Origin of the sequence: Paraburkholderia flagellata (assembly GCF_021390645.1) — a bacterium.
Lineage (GTDB): Bacteria > Pseudomonadota > Gammaproteobacteria > Burkholderiales > Burkholderiaceae > Paraburkholderia > Paraburkholderia flagellata.
The window spans coordinates 1,114,332-1,135,297 of record NZ_JAJEJT010000002.1; the positions used below are offsets into that span (position 1 = coordinate 1,114,332).

General features: G+C 63.6%; 22 protein-coding genes. 8 read left to right on the forward strand and 14 right to left on the reverse strand.

Going from position 1 to position 20,966, the window contains the following annotated elements:
* Nucleotides 1-11: 11 nt before the first annotated feature.
* Both L0U83_RS19365 and L0U83_RS19370 read right to left on the reverse strand, forming a co-directional pair.
* On the reverse strand, nucleotides 12-1,481 hold the full coding sequence (locus tag L0U83_RS19365) for a flavin-containing monooxygenase (protein WP_233885551.1): 1,470 nt from the start codon (nucleotides 1,479-1,481) through the stop codon (nucleotides 12-14).
* Complete coding sequence (locus L0U83_RS19370; RefSeq protein WP_233885552.1) at nucleotides 1,481-2,458, reverse strand: LysR family transcriptional regulator; 978 nt, start codon at nucleotides 2,456-2,458, stop codon at nucleotides 1,481-1,483. The genes L0U83_RS19365 and L0U83_RS19370 overlap by 1 nt, the downstream gene beginning before the upstream one ends.
* Nucleotides 2,459-2,965: 507 nt before the next feature.
* Here L0U83_RS19370 and L0U83_RS19375 point away from each other — a divergent pair.
* From L0U83_RS19375 to L0U83_RS19400, 6 genes are all read left to right on the forward strand, one after another.
* Nucleotides 2,966-3,178 carry a hypothetical protein gene (locus L0U83_RS19375; RefSeq protein ID WP_233885554.1) on the forward strand — a complete coding sequence of 71 codons (213 nt, stop codon included), beginning with the start codon at nucleotides 2,966-2,968 and terminating at the stop codon, nucleotides 3,176-3,178.
* Between the two features lie 123 nt (nucleotides 3,179-3,301).
* Nucleotides 3,302-3,505, forward strand: coding sequence for a hypothetical protein (locus tag L0U83_RS19380; RefSeq protein WP_233885556.1), 204 nt, complete (start codon nucleotides 3,302-3,304; stop codon nucleotides 3,503-3,505).
* A 53-nt stretch (nucleotides 3,506-3,558) separates the two neighbouring features.
* Nucleotides 3,559-3,780, forward strand: coding sequence for a hypothetical protein (locus L0U83_RS19385; protein WP_233885558.1), 222 nt, complete (start codon nucleotides 3,559-3,561; stop codon nucleotides 3,778-3,780).
* Between the two features lie 55 nt (nucleotides 3,781-3,835).
* A complete protein-coding gene (locus L0U83_RS19390; protein ID WP_233885560.1) occupies nucleotides 3,836-3,994 on the forward strand; it encodes a hypothetical protein in 159 nt (52 codons plus the stop codon).
* Nucleotides 3,995-4,055: 61 nt separating this feature from the next.
* Nucleotides 4,056-4,340: a hypothetical protein gene (locus L0U83_RS19395; protein WP_233885562.1), complete on the forward strand. Its 285-nt coding sequence runs from the start codon at nucleotides 4,056-4,058 to the stop codon at nucleotides 4,338-4,340.
* A gap of 59 nt (nucleotides 4,341-4,399) precedes the next feature.
* Complete coding sequence (locus L0U83_RS19400) at nucleotides 4,400-4,603, forward strand: hypothetical protein (protein WP_233885563.1); 204 nt, start codon at nucleotides 4,400-4,402, stop codon at nucleotides 4,601-4,603.
* Nucleotides 4,604-4,915: 312 nt separating this feature from the next.
* Here L0U83_RS19400 and L0U83_RS19405 read toward each other — a convergent pair whose 3' ends face one another.
* The 3 genes from L0U83_RS19405 to L0U83_RS19415 all read right to left on the reverse strand — a co-directional run bounded on the left by L0U83_RS19405 (nucleotide 4,916) and on the right by L0U83_RS19415 (nucleotide 8,184).
* Nucleotides 4,916-5,767: a 3-hydroxybutyryl-CoA dehydrogenase gene (locus tag L0U83_RS19405; RefSeq protein WP_233885564.1), complete on the reverse strand. Its 852-nt coding sequence runs from the start codon at nucleotides 5,765-5,767 to the stop codon at nucleotides 4,916-4,918.
* Nucleotides 5,768-5,803: 36 nt separating this feature from the next.
* Nucleotides 5,804-6,991 (reverse strand): beta-ketothiolase BktB, encoded by a 1,188-nt coding sequence (gene bktB, locus L0U83_RS19410; protein WP_233885565.1) that lies wholly within the window; start codon nucleotides 6,989-6,991, stop codon nucleotides 5,804-5,806.
* A gap of 449 nt (nucleotides 6,992-7,440) precedes the next feature.
* A complete protein-coding gene (locus tag L0U83_RS19415) occupies nucleotides 7,441-8,184 on the reverse strand; it encodes a carbonic anhydrase family protein (protein ID WP_233885566.1) in 744 nt (247 codons plus the stop codon).
* Between the two features lie 306 nt (nucleotides 8,185-8,490).
* On the opposite strand from L0U83_RS19415, the gene L0U83_RS19420 reads away from it, so the two are divergent.
* A complete protein-coding gene (locus tag L0U83_RS19420) occupies nucleotides 8,491-10,197 on the forward strand; it encodes a site-specific integrase (RefSeq protein ID WP_233885567.1) in 1,707 nt (568 codons plus the stop codon).
* A gap of 23 nt (nucleotides 10,198-10,220) precedes the next feature.
* Here the strand turns inward: L0U83_RS19420 and bfr are convergent, their stop codons facing one another.
* Nucleotides 10,221-10,697 carry a bacterioferritin gene (gene bfr / locus L0U83_RS19425; protein WP_233885568.1) on the reverse strand — a complete coding sequence of 159 codons (477 nt, stop codon included), beginning with the start codon at nucleotides 10,695-10,697 and terminating at the stop codon, nucleotides 10,221-10,223.
* A 380-nt stretch (nucleotides 10,698-11,077) separates the two neighbouring features.
* Between bfr and chrA the strand changes: the two genes are divergently transcribed.
* Nucleotides 11,078-12,313 carry a chromate efflux transporter gene (gene chrA, locus L0U83_RS19430; RefSeq protein ID WP_233885569.1) on the forward strand — a complete coding sequence of 412 codons (1,236 nt, stop codon included), beginning with the start codon at nucleotides 11,078-11,080 and terminating at the stop codon, nucleotides 12,311-12,313.
* 10 nt (nucleotides 12,314-12,323) lie between these two features.
* Here chrA and L0U83_RS19435 read toward each other — a convergent pair whose 3' ends face one another.
* The 8 genes from L0U83_RS19435 to mtnK form a co-directional block, all read right to left on the reverse strand.
* Complete coding sequence (locus tag L0U83_RS19435) at nucleotides 12,324-12,947, reverse strand: DAK2 domain-containing protein (protein ID WP_233885570.1); 624 nt, start codon at nucleotides 12,945-12,947, stop codon at nucleotides 12,324-12,326.
* Entirely contained in the window at nucleotides 12,944-13,972 is a 1,029-nt protein-coding gene (locus L0U83_RS19440; protein ID WP_233885571.1) for a dihydroxyacetone kinase subunit DhaK, read from the reverse strand. The genes L0U83_RS19435 and L0U83_RS19440 overlap by 4 nt, the downstream gene beginning before the upstream one ends.
* A 57-nt stretch (nucleotides 13,973-14,029) precedes the next feature.
* Entirely contained in the window at nucleotides 14,030-15,034 is a 1,005-nt protein-coding gene (locus L0U83_RS19445) for an ABC transporter permease (protein WP_233885572.1), read from the reverse strand.
* Entirely contained in the window at nucleotides 15,031-16,566 is a 1,536-nt protein-coding gene (locus L0U83_RS19450; protein ID WP_308445062.1) for a sugar ABC transporter ATP-binding protein, read from the reverse strand. The genes L0U83_RS19445 and L0U83_RS19450 overlap by 4 nt, the downstream gene beginning before the upstream one ends.
* Nucleotides 16,567-16,650: 84 nt before the next feature.
* A complete protein-coding gene (locus L0U83_RS19455) occupies nucleotides 16,651-17,712 on the reverse strand; it encodes a sugar ABC transporter substrate-binding protein (protein ID WP_233885574.1) in 1,062 nt (353 codons plus the stop codon).
* Nucleotides 17,713-17,838: 126 nt separating this feature from the next.
* The gene (locus tag L0U83_RS19460) at nucleotides 17,839-18,474 is read right to left on the reverse strand and encodes a class II aldolase/adducin family protein (protein WP_233885576.1); all 636 of its coding nucleotides are present in this window, start codon (nucleotides 18,472-18,474) and stop codon (nucleotides 17,839-17,841) included.
* A gap of 71 nt (nucleotides 18,475-18,545) precedes the next feature.
* On the reverse strand, nucleotides 18,546-19,622 hold the full coding sequence (mtnA, locus tag L0U83_RS19465) for an S-methyl-5-thioribose-1-phosphate isomerase (RefSeq protein WP_233885578.1): 1,077 nt from the start codon (nucleotides 19,620-19,622) through the stop codon (nucleotides 18,546-18,548).
* Between the two features lie 61 nt (nucleotides 19,623-19,683).
* On the reverse strand, nucleotides 19,684-20,943 hold the full coding sequence (gene mtnK, locus L0U83_RS19470) for an S-methyl-5-thioribose kinase (protein WP_233885580.1): 1,260 nt from the start codon (nucleotides 20,941-20,943) through the stop codon (nucleotides 19,684-19,686).
* Nucleotides 20,944-20,966 lie beyond the last annotated feature (23 nt).

The window sequence follows — 20,966 nt, forward strand, 5'->3', positions numbered from 1 at the left end:
GATTCACACGCTCATTTCGCCTCGCGCTCGGCGAGTGCCGGAGGCGGCGGCGCGGGCGTCCATTCGTCGCCTTCGACTTCCGGTTCGGCGAAAGTCGCCATGTTGGCGTAATGCAATTCGACATCCTCACGATAGAACGTCGCGGCAAGACCCTGTGCGAGCCGCTTCGCGCCTTCGCTGACGGCCGGGATGTCGCCCGACAGCGCGCCGTGCGAGAGCGTCGCGGGCGCGCAAAAGCAGTGAATGCGGTCGAGCCCGGGGCACGCGCCGGGCGTCCTTTCCTGAAACTCGAAGGCCGCTCCGAGATCGGGCGAATCGGCAAGCTCGATGTCATCGTCGCCTGCGGGCGGCGCGTAGCGGTCTTTCCACGCACGCACGTGACGGGCGAACGACGCGAATTCCGGGCGGCTTGCCAGATCGATACGGAAGCCCGTTGCGAACACCAGGAAGTCCAGTACGAAGACACCCTTCGGTGTACTTACGTACAGTTCGTTGTCCACTTGCTCGATACCGGCGACTGGCGCGCCGAGGTTGAATCGCGCGTTGGCGTGGCGCGACACCCGCAGCGTACTGCCGCGAGGCGGTGGCACCTGCTGCACGTTGATGTAGTGGCGGATGCGCCACTTCCAGTCGTCGGACAGCGCGACATGGCCGTGCGTGAGGCCCGGATTGCCCGCGCCCTTGCCTTTGTTGATACGCGGGATGTCCGCGCGGCGAATCAGCAGATCAACCGAGGCCGCGCCCGCTTCGAGCGCGGTTGCCGCGCTATCCATCGCCGACGCACCCGCGCCGATGACGCCGACCCGCTTGCCGCGCAGCGTGCCGTAGTCCATTACATCGGACGAGTGGGCATAGAAGCGGCGCGGCAGATCACGCGCGAATGCAGGCACGGACGGGCCGCCCAGCCCGTCGCGGCCCGTCGCGAGGACGACGTGGCGCGCAAAGACGGTCTCGCTGCCGGCGAGGCTCGTGACAGACAGCGCGACGCCGCCGTCCGCGCGTGGCGTGATCGCGGTGACCCGGTGTTCGTTGCGCACATCGATATCGAGTACATCGCGATACCAGCGCAGATAGTCCATCCATTGCAGGCGCGGGATCTTGTCGAGCGCATCCCACGCCTCTACGCCGAACTGCGCTTCGAACCACGCGCGGAACGTGAGCGAGGGCACGCCGAGCGCGGGGCCAGTGAGCTGCTTCGGAGAACGTAGTGTTTCCATGCGCGCCGTGGTGGCCCACGGGCCTTCGAAGCCGCGCGGCGACTGATCGTAGATGACGGCGCCGATGCCGAGATGGTCGAGCGCGGCGGCCAGCGCAAGGCCCGCCATACCGCCGCCGACGATCGCCACGTTGATAACGGGGCGGCCGTCAAGGGTGCGTTCGGGTATCCAGCGCTTCGCGGGCAGTTCGAGCCACGCGAGATCCTCGCGCAGGCGGGCTTCGAGCGCGGCGAGACCTGCGGACGATGGGGTGGTCGGATTCATTACAGCAAAGATTCCTTGTTGGCAGGCAGATCGCCATACAGCGACTGCAGGACTTGGGCGTGATCGGCGCTCGCGCGCAGCGCGAAATCGGGCAGCACGGCGCGGGCTGCGTCGGCGAGCGCGTCGATGAGCGTCGCCGCCACGGGGGGCAGCGTGATGGCATCGCGCGAGATCACGCCAAAGAAATAGGGAATGTCGGCGTCGATTGTTCGGATCGCGACGCCGGGAAGCGGCATGCCGTAGGCCGTGACCGGTTCGAGCACCGAGATGCCGAGACCGGCGCGAACCGCGGTCAGCGCGTTCATCGACGAATTCGTTTCGATGAGTCCGGCCGGCGTGACGTCTGCCAGCGCGAACGCATGGTCGAGCCGGCGGCGCAGGCGATAGGGGTTCTGCATGGTGACGATGCGCCGGCCCTCGCAGGCCGACAGCGGCAGCCGGTCATGCTGCGCTAGCGGATCGTCGTCGCGCAGCGCCGCAACGCATGCGGATTGCCCGATCCAGTGCACGATCACGCCGCGGTGTTCGAGCGGCAGGCTCGCCACGCCAATGTCGGCCGCGCCGGTGAGGACATCGTGCACGACCTGCTCGGGGGGCATGCTGCGCAGCTGGATCGTCTGCGCAGCACCTGCCAGATCGGTGCGCGCGAGCGCGACGGGCACGAGGCCGGCGGCGAGCGCGGACGTGGCGGCAATGCGCAGCGGACGGGTTTCCCCGCGGCCAATCTCCCCGGCACGCTTCTGGATCTGATGCAGTCCCGTCAGCACGTGCTCGACGTCCTGATAGAGCAGGATGCCTTGCTCGGTCGGCGTGACGCGCGGGCCGTTGCGCGTGAACAGCGCATAACCGACCTCGGTTTCGAGCTCCTGTATCAGCCGCGTGATCGCTGGCTGCGAGCGCCCCAGCAGGCGGCCGGCGGCGGTCACGCTACCGGTCGTGATCACTGCGGCGAAGGCTTCGAGCTGGCGTAGTTCCATCTTTCGGTCGGTGTCGGGGCGCGGAAGAATTCTGATTTCACATTCTTACGCGCTCAGAATGTGTTTTTCAAATAATGGATTTGTATATCGTTATTCCGGAGCAGTGAAAGAGGGGTTTGCCCTAACCGGGCTGATCGCATCAGCGCAAAGCTCGCGATTTTTCTTGGGAGAAGCACGGCAGTCGCAAGATGATTGCGGGATTGTCGGGGGCAGCAGTGGCGGTATAGCAGCAGACATCTGCGCGCTGGCGATGCATTCGGAAATGCTCGCGGTCACTCAAGTCGATTTCGCCGGAAAACGGAATCGTCGATACGAGCACGCGTCCGTCTGTGCCCACAACCGTCCCCTGCAACGCGATGCCTCGGCCGTGACGAGTTCGTAGGACTAGTACTTCTTGAGATCGAACGTCGTGGGCAAACTCTCAAACCCGAACTTGATGAGCCGCGCGATCTCATAGCACGGCCAGGATCAGCACGGTCAACGCGGGCAGCAGGATGAGCGCCCAACGTGGCGCAAGTTGATGACCGTTTGCGAAACAGCACGGACGTATTCGTCGCGGGGCTGTCACGGCGGATCCGTAACATAGGGCGCGACGTTGCGAGCGCACCGGTTTTGAATGGGCACAGCCGACCGATCATGCATCGTGGCGCCAACCTCGTCAGCACGTTCCTGCATATTGGTGAAACCCCTTATCAAGAAGCGACGATGGCGTGGATTTAACAAAGTTAGAATGAAGTCTCTAGATTGTTCGGCGGGCGTCGCGCGGGTTGCCGGCGCCGGTGTGCGGACGATCCGCCGCAGTGGCAGCGGCCACGCCTTTTGGTGAGCACCTGGAGCCAATTCGTGAGCAATCCTCAAGAGAATTTGTTTGCCACAACCGCAGCCTGTCCGGCTGCGTTCCCCGTCCTGGCCGGTCATCGGGTTGCCGGCTTCAGCGAACCCGCGCGGTTGAATCTCGCGATTTGCGGCGTTCTGCTCGCCGGCGCGCAGAACGCCCGGGAGGGCGTCCTGCCGTCGCCGACGCTGGGGCGAAGACCGTCGCGCTAATTTAGCGCGCCGTCCGGAGAGCCATTGCGCGCCGGATCGCTGCTGGAGACCGATTGCTTTCCAAACGGCCCAATGCCAGCGAGTGTCATGCTGAGCCCCATGAACTTGCCACCTTGATGCTCGTGAAGGACGCGTCTGAGCGGATGGACGCTGTGCGCGAGGAAGTTGGCCTGTTTCGCGCGCTCGAACTGATTTCGCTCGAGCAGCCCGATGCGGGCCGGACGATGCCTCGCGTGACCCCGATGGCTTGCCACGAGCGCGGCCTGTATTTGTGATGCGCACCGCCTGCGTCCTGAGGCGGTTATCCCGGAACTAACTTAGGAGGCTGTCGTGGACCAAACCTGGCTCGGTATGGCGGCCGGCACTATCGTGCTTGTTATTGCAGTGGTCGGCGTGACCGCGCACTATCTGCGTGAGCGGCGTCGGTCTGAACTTCTGCGCAATCTCGATCACCATGAATGGTGGCAATGGTCCCGGTCACGGCGTTGAGTGCGTCGGGCGCAGAGCAGGTGACTCCGATGCAAGGGAAGGGTAGTCGTACAAGAACGATGTGGATACAACGAACAGGGAATCAATTGTGAGCAGCGAATTTGCCGAACGGGATCTGGCGCATATCAGGAACGTACTAAGCCATCTCGAACATTCGGCCGACAGCATTCGCGCCATGGAGACGGGGACGGTGGTTAGCCTCGGCTACTGGCGGACGAGGCTTCGGGGCATTCTGGCAATGCCTTTGCTACCCATGCACATTGAGAAGCAGGCAAAGGATCTGCTTGGCCGTCTCGATCGACTTGAAACGCCAGCGCATCGAGAGGCAGGTGGGCATTCGCAATGACGGTGCCCGATGGCTTGACTAACTAAGTAGAACTGAAAATCATCGATGGAGACGAGACGATGCGGCAATGTAGCGAGGACGTGCTGGTGGCCATGCTAAATATCGATGCCGAGATCAGGGCCCGCCTGGACCGCCTTGCGGAGATGGAGCGCGGCGCGGGAGACTCCCTGGCGCCATGGCTCGACGAAGCGCGAAGCGTTTTGCGGACGGACCTGGCCATGTTGAGGGCGCGCCGCGAAGAACAGTTTCTCAGGCTGGCTTGATCCGCGATTTGAGCGCGTATCGCCGGGCGACGATCTAATCCCTGACTATCTGAGCCGTATCAATACGAGCGCGTTGGCGCCGGAAAAGCCGGCGCAACTTTCCCTCACTGGACTTCCGCATCGTTGCTTACGCTCATGCCGATCAGGCAAAACGAGACTGGCGCCATAGTTCGGCGTTCGCACGCTCCTGCTTTATTTTACATAATATAATTTATCGCACTTTAATTTGTAGCGGCCAAGTTGAAATATCCGCCTATTCAGCGTTGCGCCCCCCCGACCCAAACACGCAACGCCGATTCCCTTGCAACTCTCCTAGTCGTAACGATAGACACCGCGCCCAGTCTTGCGGCCCAGACGTCCGGCGGCCACCAGTTCACGAAGCAACGGACACGCGCGGTATTTCGAATCGCCGAAGTCCTTGTAAAAGACGTCCGTGACCGAAAGAACCACATCGAGCCCAACCATGTCGGCCAGCGCCAGCGGGCCAATCGGCTGATTCGCGCCGAGACGCATACCGGTGTCGATATCCTCGGCGGGCGCAACGCCTTCAGCCAGCAGGAAGAAAGCCTCGTTGATCATCGGCACGAGAATGCGGTTGACCACGAAGCCCGGCGAATTGCGCACGCTGATTGGCGACTTGCCGAGCCGCAATGTCAGTTCGCGGACCGCCTCCGCGGCGGCGCTGCCGGTTTCGAGTCCCCGGATGATTTCAACGAGCGGCATCAGCGGCACTGGATTGAAGAAGTGCATGCCGACCAGGCGCGACGGGTCGGAAAGCGCAGCACCCAGCGTGGTGATCGAAATTGAAGACGTATTGGAAGCGAGAATGGCGTTGGGCCGCGCGACCGCTTCAATCTGCTTCAAAATGCGCAATTTCAGATCGAGGCTTTCGGTGGCCGCTTCGATAATCAGCCCGGCAGCACCGAGTCGCTGATAGTCCGTGGACGTCTCGATGCGCGCAAGCGCGGCGTCGCACGCCGCCGCGTCCAACTTGTCTTTCGCTATGAGCCGATCGAGACTTCCCCTCACTGCGGTGAGGCCTCTGTCGAGTGCCGCGTCGCTGACGTCGACCATGATCACGCGCAGGCCAGCGAGCGCGGCGACCTGCGCGATGCCGGAGCCCATCGTCCCGGCGCCGACAATTCCCAATGTTTCGATTTGCATTGCTTTTTATCGCGCGACCGAAGCCGCATTCAACGATTACTGAATGTTTTCGAAAATGGCGGCGATACCCTGCCCGCCGCCAATGCACATCGTGACGAGCGCGTAGCGGCCGCCAATGCGCTTGAGTTCGTGCAGCGCCTTCACGGCAATCAGTGCGCCAGTCGCGCCAATGGGATGGCCGAGCGAAATACCCGAACCATTCGGGTTCACCTTTTCAGGGTCGAGGCCCAGTTCCTGTACGACCGCGCATGCCTGTGCGGCGAAGGCCTCGTTCGACTCGATCACATCGAGATCCGCGACGGACAATCCCGCGCGCTGCAACGCAAGACGCGTAGCCGGCACCGGGCCAATGCCCATGTAGAGCGGATCGACGCCCGCGTGTGCATATGCCACGAGTTTCGCCATCGGCGCGAGGCCGCGCGCCTCGGCCGCTTCGCGCGACATCAGCAGGACGGCTGCGGCTGCGTCGTTGATGCCGGAAGCGTTGCCCGCCGTGACCGTACCGTTCTCTTTCGCAAATACGGGCTTGAGTTTCGCGAAGTCGTCGATCGTTGCATCGTGGCGCAGGTGTTCGTCGGTGTCGAAGACGTTCTCGCGCCCTTTCACCGTGCGCTTGACAGGCACGATCTGGCTGGAGAACCGGCCTTCGGCAATAGCCCGCGCCGCGCGATGATGCGACTCGAGCGCGAGGTTATCCTGGCGTTCACGCGAAATCCCATAACGGCCCGCGACATTTTCGGCAGTGACACCCATCGGCACAGTGTGGAAAGGATCATTGAGCGCGCCCAGCATCATGTCGATGAGGCGTGCGTCGCCCATGCGTGCGCCGAAGCGCGCTTCGGTCGTGATGTACGGCGCGCGGCTCATGTTCTCGGCACCGGCGCCGATCGCTACCTCGGCATCGCCGAGCAGAATCGTTTGCGCGGCGGAAACGATCGCCTGCAGGCCCGAACCGCACAGCCGGTTGACGTTGAACGCAGGCGTCGATTCAGGAATGCCTGCGTTGATCGCGGCGACGCGAGACAGGTAAAAATCCCGCGGCTCCGTGGCGATGACATTGCCGAACACCACATGACCCACATCCGTGGCTTCGACGTGGCTGCGCGCGAGCACTTCGCGCACGACGATTGCACCGAGTTCGGTCGGCGGTACATCTTTCAGGCTACCGCCGAATTTGCCGATCGCGGTCCGCACACCGCCTACCACCACGACTTCCCTGCTCATATGGATTCCTTAATTATCTGTTTGATGCCTGCAAAGCAGCGGCGCAGCGTGTTGCTACGCCTGGTCCCGACCTGTTTTGCAAGCACCCAAGGCACGTCATGCGAATCCTAGCGCCAACAGCAGTCGGACAGACTGATGAAACTGGCCGACATACTGACAAAACTGGCCATGTCATGCCGTCAACGGCGGCCAGACGATGGATCTTGGGCATGTCTGTCTGCTAGAGCGATCGTGCAGCGTGGTTTCGTTAAGGTCGATCGGGCACTCTCGGGCAGCTTGATTGCGGCCTATGCGATCCTGCTGCTCCCGGGCGTGCTGGCCGCACTATGGCTCAAAGGCGCAGACGAGCGGCGCGCGCTGGCCGTGCGTGCCATGCCGGCTTGCTCGCTCTCAGCATCAAATAGCTGCTCGAGAAGATGCACGCTTCCGCCTTCATCGTCTTCGAATTCTCATAGAAAGGTGAGCTTGCCGTTCTTGATGTCATACATCGAGCCCGCCATTTTTACGTTCCCCTTGGTTTCCAGATCGGCCAGAATCGGGCTACCACTGCGGATCGCAGCTATCGCGCCCTGAACATTCGATCGCGCTACAGCATCGACAAATTCATAATTCTTACTGGTTCGCTCTCCCGAATATTGCGTGGCTGTGATCGCGGGCTGAATCTTCTGGAGCAAACCCGTCAGATTTCCCAACTGAACATTATCGATTGCACCCTTTATCGCCCCGCATGCGGTGTGCCCCATCACCAGAATCACCTTTGCGCCAGCAACGGCACAAGCGAACTCCATACTGCCGAGTATGTCCTGATTTGCGATGTTTCCCGCGATTCTGGCATTGAAGGTATCGCCAATTCCCATATCCAGAATGATCTCAGCTGGCGCGCGAGAGTCGATACAACTGAGGACGATTGCTGCAGGATACTGGCCGGCAGCGCTCGCCCGCTTCTGCGCGAGAAAATCCTGCTTTTTCATCTTGCCGCTGCGAAACCGCTCGTTGCCGGCCTTCATCATTTCGATGATTTGATCTGGAGTCAGCGCGTTGCGCTGCGATTCGGACAGCGCCGCCGCGTGCGCATCGCCCACAGCGAACCGCGTGCCTGCAACGAGCGTAGCCACGCTGACGCCGGCCTTAATCCACCTGCGCCTCCCCCCGTCTTCCAGGTCGGGAACATCAATCACCGTGTTTGCAGACATTGGAAATCTCCTTTATTTGCGGAGGTCGAGCCTTGACTCGGGGAGAGGTCTTGATCGATGTTCGCTAACAGCCTCAAATCAGCGCGAAGGAAATGTGAAGATGGGTGGTCAGAGTATAGGCGGCGTGTGAAATCGTGATACGGCCGCGCCTGCGCAAGGAGGATCGCACTGCCCTCCCCGGCACGGCGCAGGAGTGTTCCAGGCGCCGCACGTCTTCCGTTTTCCAGGGAAATTCGATGTTGCTCGCGACTATAAAGATAATCCTTCTTATCACAAGGCACCAATTTTTACGTTAAACTCCAAAGCATGAAAACGCGCCACACGCCCTTGCCAGCCCCCGCTCCCAGCGAGGCACCCGGATTTCCCGATGCCGACGAACTCGCCATGCTGCGTGCGTGGTATGCAGGCCTCGCCGTGCGGTCAGCCGTCGAGCGCTATCTGCCCTCGGCACTCGGCGACGGGAAATCAGCGCGCGGCGTGCTCGGGCGCATCCGGCGCAGGCTGATCGCCATCGCGCGCGCGGCGCATCGCGACGATCTGGTGGCGCTGCTCGACCATCCGGTGGAAGAACGCGAGCGGCACGCCAAGGCTGTCGCGCAGGCAATCGACAGCCTGCGCACCGCCCGCCCTCCCGAGCCCCAGATCGCCGACGACATCGCACAGTGGTTCGCTCCGCGCGCCGTACGGGCGCTGTACGCGCACGGCATTACCACGCTCGCCGACCTCACCGTGCGCATTCCGCGCCGCCGCCAATGGTGGAAGGCCGTGCCAGGACTCGGCATGGCGAGCGCCCGCGCAATCGAAGCGTTCTTCGCGGCGTGGCCCGCACTCACGGAAAAGGCGCGCGCGCTCATCGTGGCGAGCCAGCGCGGCGACATCGCACCGTGGGAATCGCTGAAGCTGCCGCACGAAGTCGATGGCTCCGAAGGCGCGTTCCGGGCACCGCGCGCGACCTGCACGCTGGATGCTTCGAACGACTATGAAGCCGTGCAGACCTGGCTGGCGCTGCATGAATCGCCCGCCACGCAGCGTACCTACAGGAAGGAAGCGGAACGCCTGATCCTCTGGGCGATCGTCGAGCGCGGCCGCGCGCTCTCGTCGCTCACGACCGAAGATGCCATCGCCTACCGCGCGTTCCTGCGCCATCCGTCCCCGCGCGGCCGCTGGGTCGGGCCTGTGCGAGCGCGCACCTCGCCGGACTGGCGGCCGTTCAACGGCAGCCTCTCGGCGCGCTCGGTCGCGCATGCGCTGTCGATCCTCGGCGCGCTGTTCCGCTGGCTAATCGAGCAGCGCTACGTGCTCGCGAATCCGTTTTCGGGCGTGAAAGTGCGCGGCGCGAGCGGCGCGCAAGTCCTCGATACCTCGCACGCATTCAGCGAAGGGGAATGGGCGCTCGCGCGCACGATCGCAGACGGCCTCGAGTGGTCATACGGCTGGTCGGCGCCGGCGGCACAGCGGCTGCGCTTCCTGCTGGATTTCGGCTATGCGACCGGCCTGCGCGCGAGCGAACTGGTTGGAGCCACGCTCGGACATGTCGAGACGGATGCGCGCGGCGATCACTGGCTGCGCGTAACGGGCAAGGGAAAGAAACTTGCGCGCGTCGCCTTGCCGCCGCTCGCCTGGGAGGCGCTCGCGCGCTATCTGGCCGAACGCGACCTGCCGGTCGTGCCCTTGCGCTGGAATCCGGCGACTCCGGTCATCGGCAGTCTCGAGGCCGACAGCGACGCGACGATCAGCAGCGCGCGTTTGTGGGGTGTGCTTCGGCGTTTTTTCCTGCTGGCCGCACAGGCCATCGAGGCCGATCATGCGCCGCTTGCGGAAAAGCTGCGCCGCGCGAGTCCACACTGGATGCGCCACACGCATGCCACGCACGCGCTCGGCCGCGGCGCGGAACTCACCACGGTACGCGACAACCTGCGGCACGCTTCTGTCTCGACCACCTCGATCTATCTGCACAGCGACGAGGTCAAACGCGCACGGCAAATCGCGGACGCGTTTGCCAAGCCAAAGTGAGCGTGATCCACGCGGGTTGCGTATCAGCTAACCGAACCCATCGCCGACTGCTGATAGTTTTCAAGGCCGATCTTGTCGATCAACCCAAGCTGGATTTCCAGCCAGTCGATGTGATCCTCCGTGTCGTCGAGGATCTCGACGAAAATCTCCCTCGACACGAAATCCCGAACGGATTCGCAGTACGGAATGGCTTCCTTGCACTGCGCCTGCGCAATACGTTCGAGCTTGAGGTCGCACTCGAGCACCTCGCGCACATCCTCGCCGATCAGAAGTTTGCTAAGGTCCTGCAGATTAGGCAGCCCGTCGAGCATCAAAATGCGCTCGATCAGTTTGTCGGCATGCTTCATCTCCTCGATCGACTCGTCATATTCATGTTTGCCGAGTCCTGCAAGGCCCCAGTGCCCGTATAGGCGCGCGTGCAGAAAATACTGATTAATCGCCGTCAGCTCGTTTTTTAGCTCCGCATTGAGATATTCGATAACTTTCGGATCCGATTGCATGACTCCCTCCAGAGCGCTGCGCCGTTGTCGCGTCGAGACAATTAGAAGGAGCATAGACATTCAGCGTGCGCACCGTGCGAACAAAAGCGTCAATGAGAAGAATTCCGCTTTATATCTGCCCGATTTGTACAGAGGAATGACGCTTTGAACCGCTCCCCATTGGTTAATGGTTATACACGCGAACATAATCTCGGGGCCGCGCATTTACCCGTGCGGCGCGAAGAACGCCACCACCGGCACTCACGGCGATTTTCGCCAACTGACCGACGTGCCTTGCACCAGCGGCCAGTGAGCGTTTCCCGGTCTGCGAACGTGCGGGCGGTTCGGGTATGATCGCGGCAGCATCGCATTCTATTCGTATTCCTCACGACTAAATTGTCATGGAAACAGGTATGTCGACGTCACAGCCGGCCCGTGCGAGATCCGCGCTTGAAGTGCTGCGCGTCTTTCTGAAACTGGGCCTGACGTCCTTTGGTGGTCCCATTGCCCATATCGGCTACTTCCGTCGCGAGTTTGTCGAGCGGCGTCGTTGGCTCGACGACGAGACCTTTACGGACCTGGTCGGCCTCTGCCAATTTCTCCCGGGTCCCGCCAGTAGCCAGACCGGATTCTCAATCGGTCTGCTGCGCGCCGGCTGGCTCGGCGGCCTGGCGGCCTGGTGCGGCTTCACGCTGCCGTCAGTCGCGCTGCTGATCGCGTTTGCCATCATCGCGCCCGAACTCGGGGGTCCTGCGGGAAGCGGACTGATTCATGGGCTGAAACTCGTCGCCGTTGCCGTCGTCGCGCAAGCCGTATGGGATATGGCGCGCCGCCTATGCCCTGACCGTCGCCGCGGCGGCATCGCACTCGTTGCCGTCGTGTTTCTCGCCATGATGAATACGGCGTATGCGCAGTTGATCGTCATCGTGCTCGGCGCAGTGCTCGGTATCGTGCTATGCCGCTCCACTTCTTTGGGTACCGTTGTCGGCTCGCGTGAGCCTATGCTGGCGTTTCGCGTGTCGCGTACCACTGGTCTGCTCGCGCTTGCCCTCTTTTGCGCCCTGCTTTTCGGGCTTCCGGCACTTGCCGCATTCGACACGACGCATACCATCCGCGTGTTCGACGCCTTCTACCGCTCGGGCGCTCTCGTCTTCGGCGGCGGTCACGTCGTGCTGCCGTTGCTGCAGCGTGAGACCGTGGCTACCGGCTGGGTATCGCCTAACGATTTTCTTGCTGGCTACGGGGCTGCCCAGGCTGTGCCCGGCCCGCTTTTCACGTTTGCCGCTTTCCTTGGATGGATCATGAGCGGCCCATCCAGTCATGCGCTGGGTGCCACGGTGGCGCTGGCAGGTATCTTTTTACCCGGCCTCCTTCTGGTGCTCGCGGCGCTGCCATACTGGCTGGCGCTGCGCGCCCGTCCGTCGATGGCGGCCATGCTTGCGGGCGTGAATGCAGCCGTGGTGGGGCTGCTCGCGATGGCGCTCTATTCGCCCGTCTGGACGAGCGCCGTACAAACGCGGATCGACTTTGTCATCGCGGCCATCGGCTTCGTTTTGCTCACACGCTGGAAAGTGCCGCCACTCGCCGTCGTGGTACTTTCAGCGGTGGCGGGTGTCGCTGAAATGCTCTCTCGGTAAGCGGCAAAACTCAGCCTCGCCAGGCCTGAAGAAACCTTAGCCACGCCGTCGCGCCAGGATCGGCGTGACCGATACTGCGTTCCTGCACCCACGCCGCGCGCCCTTTCTTCGACTGCAACGCGGCAGTGGCGAGAACCTGCCGCTGTGCCGTGTCGATCATCGCGTCGAGGAGCGCGCGCTCGTCACCACTGCCTGATTCGAACGCTTCGAGTGTGTCGAGGCTCGGCACGAGTGCATCGAGCAGCGTCTTGTCGCCGAGCTGCGCTTTGCCCCGCTCGGCAATGCGCGCGGCTACCGTGCGACCCATGGCGAGCGCTTCGGCCCTGCCCGCCTCCTGCCGACCCGCCACGGTCTTGGCAGCCGCGAGCAGACCGCCCCCGACGAGCGCGCCGAACGTCGAAGGGTTCGCCGTAGAGAAAGCCTTGCCCACGGCGATCAGCACGTCGCCCAGCGCGGCGTCAGGAGGCAGCTTCGCGATCGCATCGGCCGCTGCGAGCGAGCCCGCCTTCACGGTAACGCCCAGATCACCGTCACCGAGCGCGGCGTCGAGTTCGCGCAGTTCCTCTGCGCTGGCGGGCATGGCGTTCAACGCGCCGATGAGCCGCGTCTTTATTTCGCTGACCGAAAGACTCATCGCGGGGCTCCTTCGCGAACGCGCCATCCATCGCGCCAGAACGGCGAACGCACCGGCGCGTCAAGCAGCGTGTCGAGTTCTTCGTCGAGTTGCATCACGGAGATCGACGCGCCCGCCATTTCGAGGCTGGTCACGTACTCGCCCACGTAAGCGCGCGCCACACGCAGCCCGGCAGCGACAACGGCCTGTTCGGCGCGTCGATACAGCAGATACAGTTCTTCGAGCGGCGTCGCGCCGAGTCCGTTGACGAGCAGCGCCACGCTAGACCCTGCCTTCGCCTGGAGGTCGCCCAGGATCGCACCCGCAAGCCGTTCGGCTATGGCATCCGCGCTCTCCAGCTTACCGCGGTGCGTCCCCGGCTCGCCATGAATGCCGATGCCGATCTCCATCTCGCCATCGGGCAGCGTGAAGGTGGGCTTGCCTGCTGCCGGCAGGATCGTGGGCGAGAGGCCCACGCCCATGGTGCGCGTCGCGCCGTTCGCCTTCGCGGCAATGCGCGCGACTTCGTCGAGTGTGTCGCCGCGTTCGGCCGCCGCGCCCGCGCACTTGAAGCCGAACACCATTCCCGCCACGCCGCGGCGGTCCGAGGCCCGTTCGGGTGGCGCGGAAGCCACGTCGTCGGCTACGAGCACGGCGCGGGTCTCGATGCCGTCTGCGTCTGCAAGATCCGCGGCGAGATCGAAGTTGAAGACGTCGCCTCCGTAATTGCCGTACAGGTAGAGCACGCCCGCGCCGCCGTGGACCGCCTTGGTGGCTTCGTAGATCTGCTCCGACGACGGCGAGGAAAACACGTTGCCCACGGCCACGCCGCTTGCGAGCCCCCGGCCTACGTAGCCGAGAAAGCCCGGCAGGTGTCCTGAACCGCCGCCGGTCACAATCCCGACCTTGCCCGCGTTCGGCGCGTCGGCGCGCACGAGCGCGCGGCGGTCGGCGGTGACCGGCTTGAGCCAGCCCGGATGGGCGAGCAGCAATGCATCGATCATCTCGTCGACAAAATGATCAGGATGATTAATGATTTTTTTCACGTGTCGCGTCTCCTGTATGGGTGGCCTTCACACCACCGCTAACGTTGACTTCTGCGTTCAAAGCTTGCGCCGTTGGCTCAGCGCGTCGAGCAGAACCGCCGCGAGAATCACGCCGCCCTGGATGAACTGCGTCCAGAACGGATTGACGCCAAGCAGCGAGAGCCCGACATTGATCACGCCGATCAGCACGACGCCTATGAAGGTGCCGACGATCGAGCCACGGCCGCCTGCGAGCGACGTGCCGCCAATCACCACGCCAGCGATCACCTGCAGCTCCAGCCCATTGGCCGCCGAAGGCAGCGCCGAATTGAGCCGCCCCGCGAGGACGATGCCCGCAATCGCGGCGGTCAGGCCAGCGAACGTGTAGGTGAGAAAGATCACGCGGCTCACCGGAATGCCCGCGAGCCGCGCCGCTTCCTTGTTGCCGCCGACGGCGAACACCTGGTGACCGAATTCGGTCTTGCGCAGCAACACGTGGCCAACGACGAACACGGCCAGCATCACGAGCATCGGCGCGGGCAGGCCTGCAAATGTCTTCGCGCCGAATTCGGTAAACACATTGGGGAAGTCGAATTTCGTGCGCCCATCTGAAATCGCAAGCGTGAGGCCGCGCCCCATCGCCATCATCGCGAGCGTGACGATGAACGGCACGAGCCGCAGCCACGCAATGCCGAAGCCGTTGAGTGCGCCCACGGCCGCACCGGTCACGAGCGCAATGGCGAGTCCTGCCACGCCAAGGCCAACCGCGCCGGGGCTCGCACCGGCCATCACAGTCGCGGCCACCATGCCGCTCAGCGCGACGAGCGAGCCCACGGAAAGGTCGATACCGGACGTGATGATTACGAAGGTGCCGCCCACTGCCGCGATGCCGACCACGGACACCTGCACCATGATGTTCGTGAGCGTGCTCGTGGTAAGGAATTCGGGCGACGCCAGCGACAGCGCAACGCAGATGAGCACAAGCGCCGCAACGAGCGGCCCGAGGCCGCTGCGCATCTGGCGCAGCACGCGTTGTTGCAGGGTTGGTGTTTCTTCACGCGGTCGAACCGTGGTGGACGTCATGCCGCAACTCCGGTGGTAGCCCATTGAATGATCGTCTCCGAGCTGGCGTGTTCGCGCGCGACCTCGCCGACAATGCTGCCGCGATACATCACGAGCACGCGGTCCGACATGCCGAGCAACTCGGGCAGTTCGGAGCTAACGAGCACGACGGCGGCGCCCGCGCGCGCCATCGCAACGATATGCGCGTAGATCTCGGTCTTCGCGCCGACGTCGATGCCGCGCGTGGGCTCGTCGAGCAGGATGACTGCCGGAGACGTGGCGCTCGCGCGCCCGAGAATCACTTTTTGCTGATTGCCGCCCGAAAGATTGCCAGTGAGCGACGTGACCGATGGCGCGCGCACTGCGAAGCGCTCGACCGCCTCGCGCGCGAGCCGGCGCTTTCTCGCGGCGCTCACGAACCCACCGCGCACCAGCGCTCGCAAGCTCGAAAGCGCGACGTTTTCCTCGATGCTCGCTTCGAGCACGAGCCCTTCGAGCTTGCGGTCCTCGGCGGTGTAGACAATGCCTGCGCGCATGCCTTGCGCGGGCGAGCGCAGCGCGATCCTGCGCCCGCGCAGCCGCAGTTCGCCGCCGGTGAGCGGCAGCGCTCCGCAAAGCGTCTTCAGAAGTTCGGTGCGTCCCGCGCCCGCAATGCCGCCTATGCCCACGATCTCGCCCGCGCGAATGCTGAAGCTCGCGTCGCGCAGCACGGGCGCGCTCGCCACGTTGTGCGCTTCGAGCACCACGTCGCCATAGGGACGCGCCTCCCATGGATAGAACGAGTCGAGATTGCGCGCGACCATCGCCTGCACGAGCGCCGGTTCGTTCCATCCGGACATCGGCCGCGCGCCGACCGTTGCGCCGTCACGCATCACCACGGCCGAATCGGCAAGTTCGAACACCTCTTCGAGATGGTGCGAAATGAAGATGATGCCCATGCCCGCCGCGCGCAAGCGCCGCACGACGGCGTAGAGATGCTCGATATCGTGATGCTGGAGTGCGGCCGTGGGCTCGTCCATCACGAGGATGCGTGCCTCGCGCGCGAGCGCCTTAGCAACCTCCACGAGCTGGCGCTTGTTGAGTGGCAGATCGCCCAGGCGCATGGCCGGCGGCACGCCTTCCAGCCCGACCTGAGCCAGCGCCTCGCGCGCCATGGCGTTCGCGCGGCGATGATCGACGAGGCGATAGCGCCGCGGCATGCGGCCAAGAAAGAGGTTTTCGGCCACCGTCATGTCGTTGACAAGCGAAAGCTCCTGATAGATCACGGCCACGCCCGCGTCGATCGCAGCCTGCGTGCCGCGCGCGAGGCGCGCGCCGTCGATCTCGATCACGCCTTCGTCCGGCTCGTAAGCGCCGGAAAGCGTCTTGATGAGCGAGGACTTGCCCGCGCCATTCTCGCCGACGATCGCCATCACGTGTCCCGCGTGCAGTTCGAGGCTCACGCCTCGCAGCGCCTTCACGCCGGGAAAGCTCTTGACGATGCCACTCATGCGCAGAAGCGGCGGCGCGCCAGCGCTGCCGCTTCTGCTCGTGCTCTCTTGCGACACGTGCATTGCCGAACCTGATTCGCGTTTCATCCGTTCATCCTGGGCGCCGGCGCACGCATCGCGCGCGGCCGGCGCGTAGACCGATGCCCGTTACTGCTTGACTTCGAGCGCCCACAGACCGTATTGCTTCGCGCCATCCGAATCGATGTTCGACTTGTCGATCAGATAGGTCGGCCACGCGTAGTTCGCGGGCACGTCCTTCTTCGTCTCGTAGTCGGTGATGAACGTCATCGCCTTTGCCGACATGCCGATCGGGTTCTGCGAGATCGTCGCGTCCTGTTTGCCCGCGCGGATCGCCGAAAGCGCCTGTGCCGTGCCGTCCGCACCGATCACCATGATGTGGCCGGGGTCGCCGAGCGGTTTGTAGCGGCCCGCATTGTCGATGGCTTTTTCCGCACCCACCGTGTTGTCGTCGTTCGCGCCGAATACCGCGTCGATCTGCGGATACTTCTGGAGGATGCTCGTCATCGCGTTGAGCGACTTCTCCTGGTCGAAGCCGCCTTCCTGGCGCGCTACGACCTTGATGTCGGGATACTTCGCGATCTCGTCTGAAAAGCCCTTCTCGCGGTCCGTCGCCGCCGTGGTGCCGATGAGGCCTATCAGGTCCACCACGTTGCCCTTGGGCGAGCCATAACGCTTCGTCAACTGGTCTGCGATCCACTTCGCGCCGGCGGCGCCAAGCGCTACGTTGTCCGAAGCGACGAACGAGGTGACCTTACCGCCGTCCGAGCCCCGATCGAGCATGAAGACCGGCACGTTCATCGAATTGGCCTTCTCGACGGCCGGGATGATCGCCTTCGAATCGATCGGGTTGAGCACGATCGCTTGCACGCCCTGGCTCAGCAGGTTGAGCGTGTCATTGACCTGCTGCTGGGCGTCGCCGTTTGCGTTGGTCTGCACGAGATCGAAGCCCTGCTTTTCCGCACCGCGCTCCACGCCATTCTTCAGGCCTACGAAGAATGCGTTGTTGAGCGTGGCGATCGAGAAGCCAACTTTGATCTTCGTCACCGGCGCCGCAGTGGTCGAAGGCGACTCGCTCTTCGAGCAGCCTGCCAGCATTGCCGCGGCGGCGAACATCGTCACGCCTGCCGTTGCTCCCATGCGCGCGCTGCGCGCCACCCATCTGTCGAACCCTGCTGAACTCCACGCCATCACCGTCTCCTGTCTTTGATCTGCTGGTTTTTGACTGACCTGCGAACCGCCAACCGACTGCGTAATCGTTTGTACCGCGTGTGTATCCCATTGCCACGACTGACTTGGCGCGCGAGCGCCCGCGACTTACTTGCGCGGGCCGTAGCCCTTGAACTTCTCGATGACTTCCTCCATTTGCGCATCGGAAAGCAGCGGCGGCTCGCCCAGCTGGCACGCCAGCAAATACTGCTTCGCGAGCACTTCCACTTCGTTGGCGAGCCACAGCGCCCGCGCGAGGTCGCGCCCGAGCGCGATGACGCCGTGATGTGCGAGCAGGCACGCGAGTCGCTCGTGCAGCGCTTCGAGCGCGTGATCGGAAAGCGCCTGACTGCCGAAAGTTGCATATGGCGCGCAGCGAATCGAATTGCCGCCCGCCGCTGCCACCATGTAGTGATGCGCGGGAATGCCCCGACTGTGAATCGCAAGCGCCGTGGCGGCCTGCGAATGCGTATGGACCACGGCGTTCACATCGGCGCGTGCGCGCAGGATGTCGCGATGAAAACGCCACTCCGAAGAAGGGCGTTGCGCTTCGAACAGCGGATCGTCATCGCGCACGTCGAGCGGCATCCAGACGATCTGCTCGCGCGACAGCGCCGCACACGGCACGCCACTCGGGGTAATCAGGAGTCCACACTGCCAGCGCGCGCTCACGTTACCCGACGTGCCCTGATTGATGCCGAGGCGCTCCATCTCGCGCGTGGTATCAACGATCTGCTGACGCATTTCGGTTTCCGCCCGCGCATCGCGCGCGCGTTGCGCTGCCTCACCCGCTCGAAGGCCTTCGGTCGCGCCGCTCACGCTGCGGCTCCGGTTGCGAAAAGCGCGGCCAGACTCGCCTCGAATGGCGCGCGTACGATGCCGCGCTCCGTCACGATGCCGGTCACGAGTGCATGCGGCGTCACATCGAATGCCGGATTGCGCACCTGAATGCCCTCGGGCGCGGTGCGCTGCCCCGCGAGATGCGTCACCTCCGCGGCGCCGCGTTCCTCAATCACGATTTCCGCACCGCTTGCAGTGCGCAGATCCAGCGTGGACGAAGGACATGCCACATAGAACGGAATGCCGAAATGCTTCGCCGCGATCGCCACGCCGAGCGTACCGATCTTGTTCGCTACGTCGCCGTTCGCGGCCACGCGGTCGGTGCCGACGATCACGAGGTCGATGAGACCCTGAGCCATCAAAGTGGGCGCCATGCTGTCAGTGATTAACGTAACGTCCAGCCCTGCCTGTTGCAGTTCGTAGGCGGTGAGGCGCGCGCCTTGCAGGAGCGGTCGCGTCTCGTCCGCATAGACGCGAAACGCCACGCCGTCGCGATGCGCGCAATAGAGCGGCGCAGTCGCCGTGCCGATGCCCGCCGTGGCTAGCGCACCGGCATTGCAATGCGTGAGCACGCCGCTGCCGGGCGCGATCAGCGCGCGTCCGGCCTCGCCGATCCGCGCACATAGTTCGACATCCTCATCATGAATGCGCTTCGCTTCGGCAACGAGCGCTTCGTAAAGTGCGGCTCCGGTTGCGCCCGGCTCGGCGCGTATGTGCGAAAGCATCCGCTCGAGCGCCCAGCGCAGATTCACCGCTGTGGGCCGCGCGGTGTCCAGATACGCGGCGTGCGTTTCGAGCCGCGCGAGGAACGTATCGCGGGAATCGGCCGGCTCGCGCCGCATCGCCACGCACAGGCCATAGGCGGCGGCGACACCAATCGCGGGTGCGCCACGAACACGCAGCTCGTGTATCGCACGCCAGACCGCCTCGACCGTGTCCACGGCTTCGACCACGCACTCGCGCGGCAAGCGTGTCTGGTCGAGCAGATAAAGGGTGCCATCGCGCCACTCGATGGTGGGTGGAAGACTCGATTGTTGCGCCTGCAACGTCATACATTCTCCGTCGATGCGGGTTGTCCTGGCTCTGCCACGCATTGTGGCAGCCTGTTTTCGCTTACGCCGATTCCGCGAGCACCTGAGCGGATAGCGCGCTGACCGCCTCGATCGAGGCCAGCTCGCGCCGCTGAACCAGCAGCGCTTCGGCAAGTTTCAGGCAACGCACTTCGATGCGCGCGCGCACCGCTTCGTCCTTGATACTGGTAATCTCCGCCACCTTCGCCATGCCGACGATGCGGCGGATCATCTTGCAGCCCGCAAAGCCGAGTGTGTCGGCGAAGAGTCGCCTGATGAAATCGTCGCGGAAGGCCTCCGCCGCACGCGTGCCCGCCGAGCCGCCAATGTACGCGTGGCCAGTCTCGCGCTCTTGCGCACGCCAGATCTGCCCGAACTTCTGCGCGAAGGCGTTCCACACGGCCTCGACCTGTTCGAGCAGCCAGCCCTGGTATGCGGCAGGATCGCGTCCCGCCTCGCGGTCGTGCCAGTCGCGCGCGTAATATGCGAGCAGCAGGTTGGCAATGAACGCACCCGTGTCAAAACCCATCGGCCCATAGAACGCGAACTCGGGGTCGATCACATACGTCTCGTGCTCGTTCGCCATGATCGAGCCCGTGTGCAGGTCGCCGTGCACGAGCGTTTCGGCATGGTTCATGAATGCCCACTTCATCTCGCCCGCCGCGAGCCGCAACGGCTCGTGCGTGCGCAACCGTTCGAGCGCCGCCGCGGGCAACGCGGGGCTGTAGACGTTCGAAGGATGATCTTCGAATGGGAACGTGAAGACGAGTTCCTCTGTAATCCTGCACAATTCCGTATTGATGTCACCGCCGACCGCCGCTTTCTTCGCATCTGGCGCAAGATAGAGGTCGGAGCCATGAAACAGCGTGCGGGCGAGATATGTGGAAATGTGATCGGCAAGCCGCGGATACACGATGCCGTCGATCAGCCCCCCACGCAGCACGCGATGCGAATCGAGCCGCTGCATGACCATGAGGAACTTCTCGCTGTCCGCGTGAAAAACGCGTGGCACGTGCTCCGGGCACAGCGCGCCGAAGCGCCGCAACGCCGCCACTTCGCGCTCCATGCGCTCGCGCGGCAAGGGCCACGCTTCGCCAACCAGCCGCAGGTACGGCGGCGCCTGCTTCACAACGACGCTGAAGCGCGGGTCGCGCACGCTGCTCACGAAGTAGACGTAGTTGAGGTTGCCATCGCCCACTTCGACGACCTGCAATTCGCTGTCGTCGCCAAGCTTTGCGCAAACGGCCGGAATACCCAATAAATATTCGGTCAGTTCGGAAGAGCTGAAAGCTTCGAAGTGCATACGTTTCCTGTCGGGAAAATGGG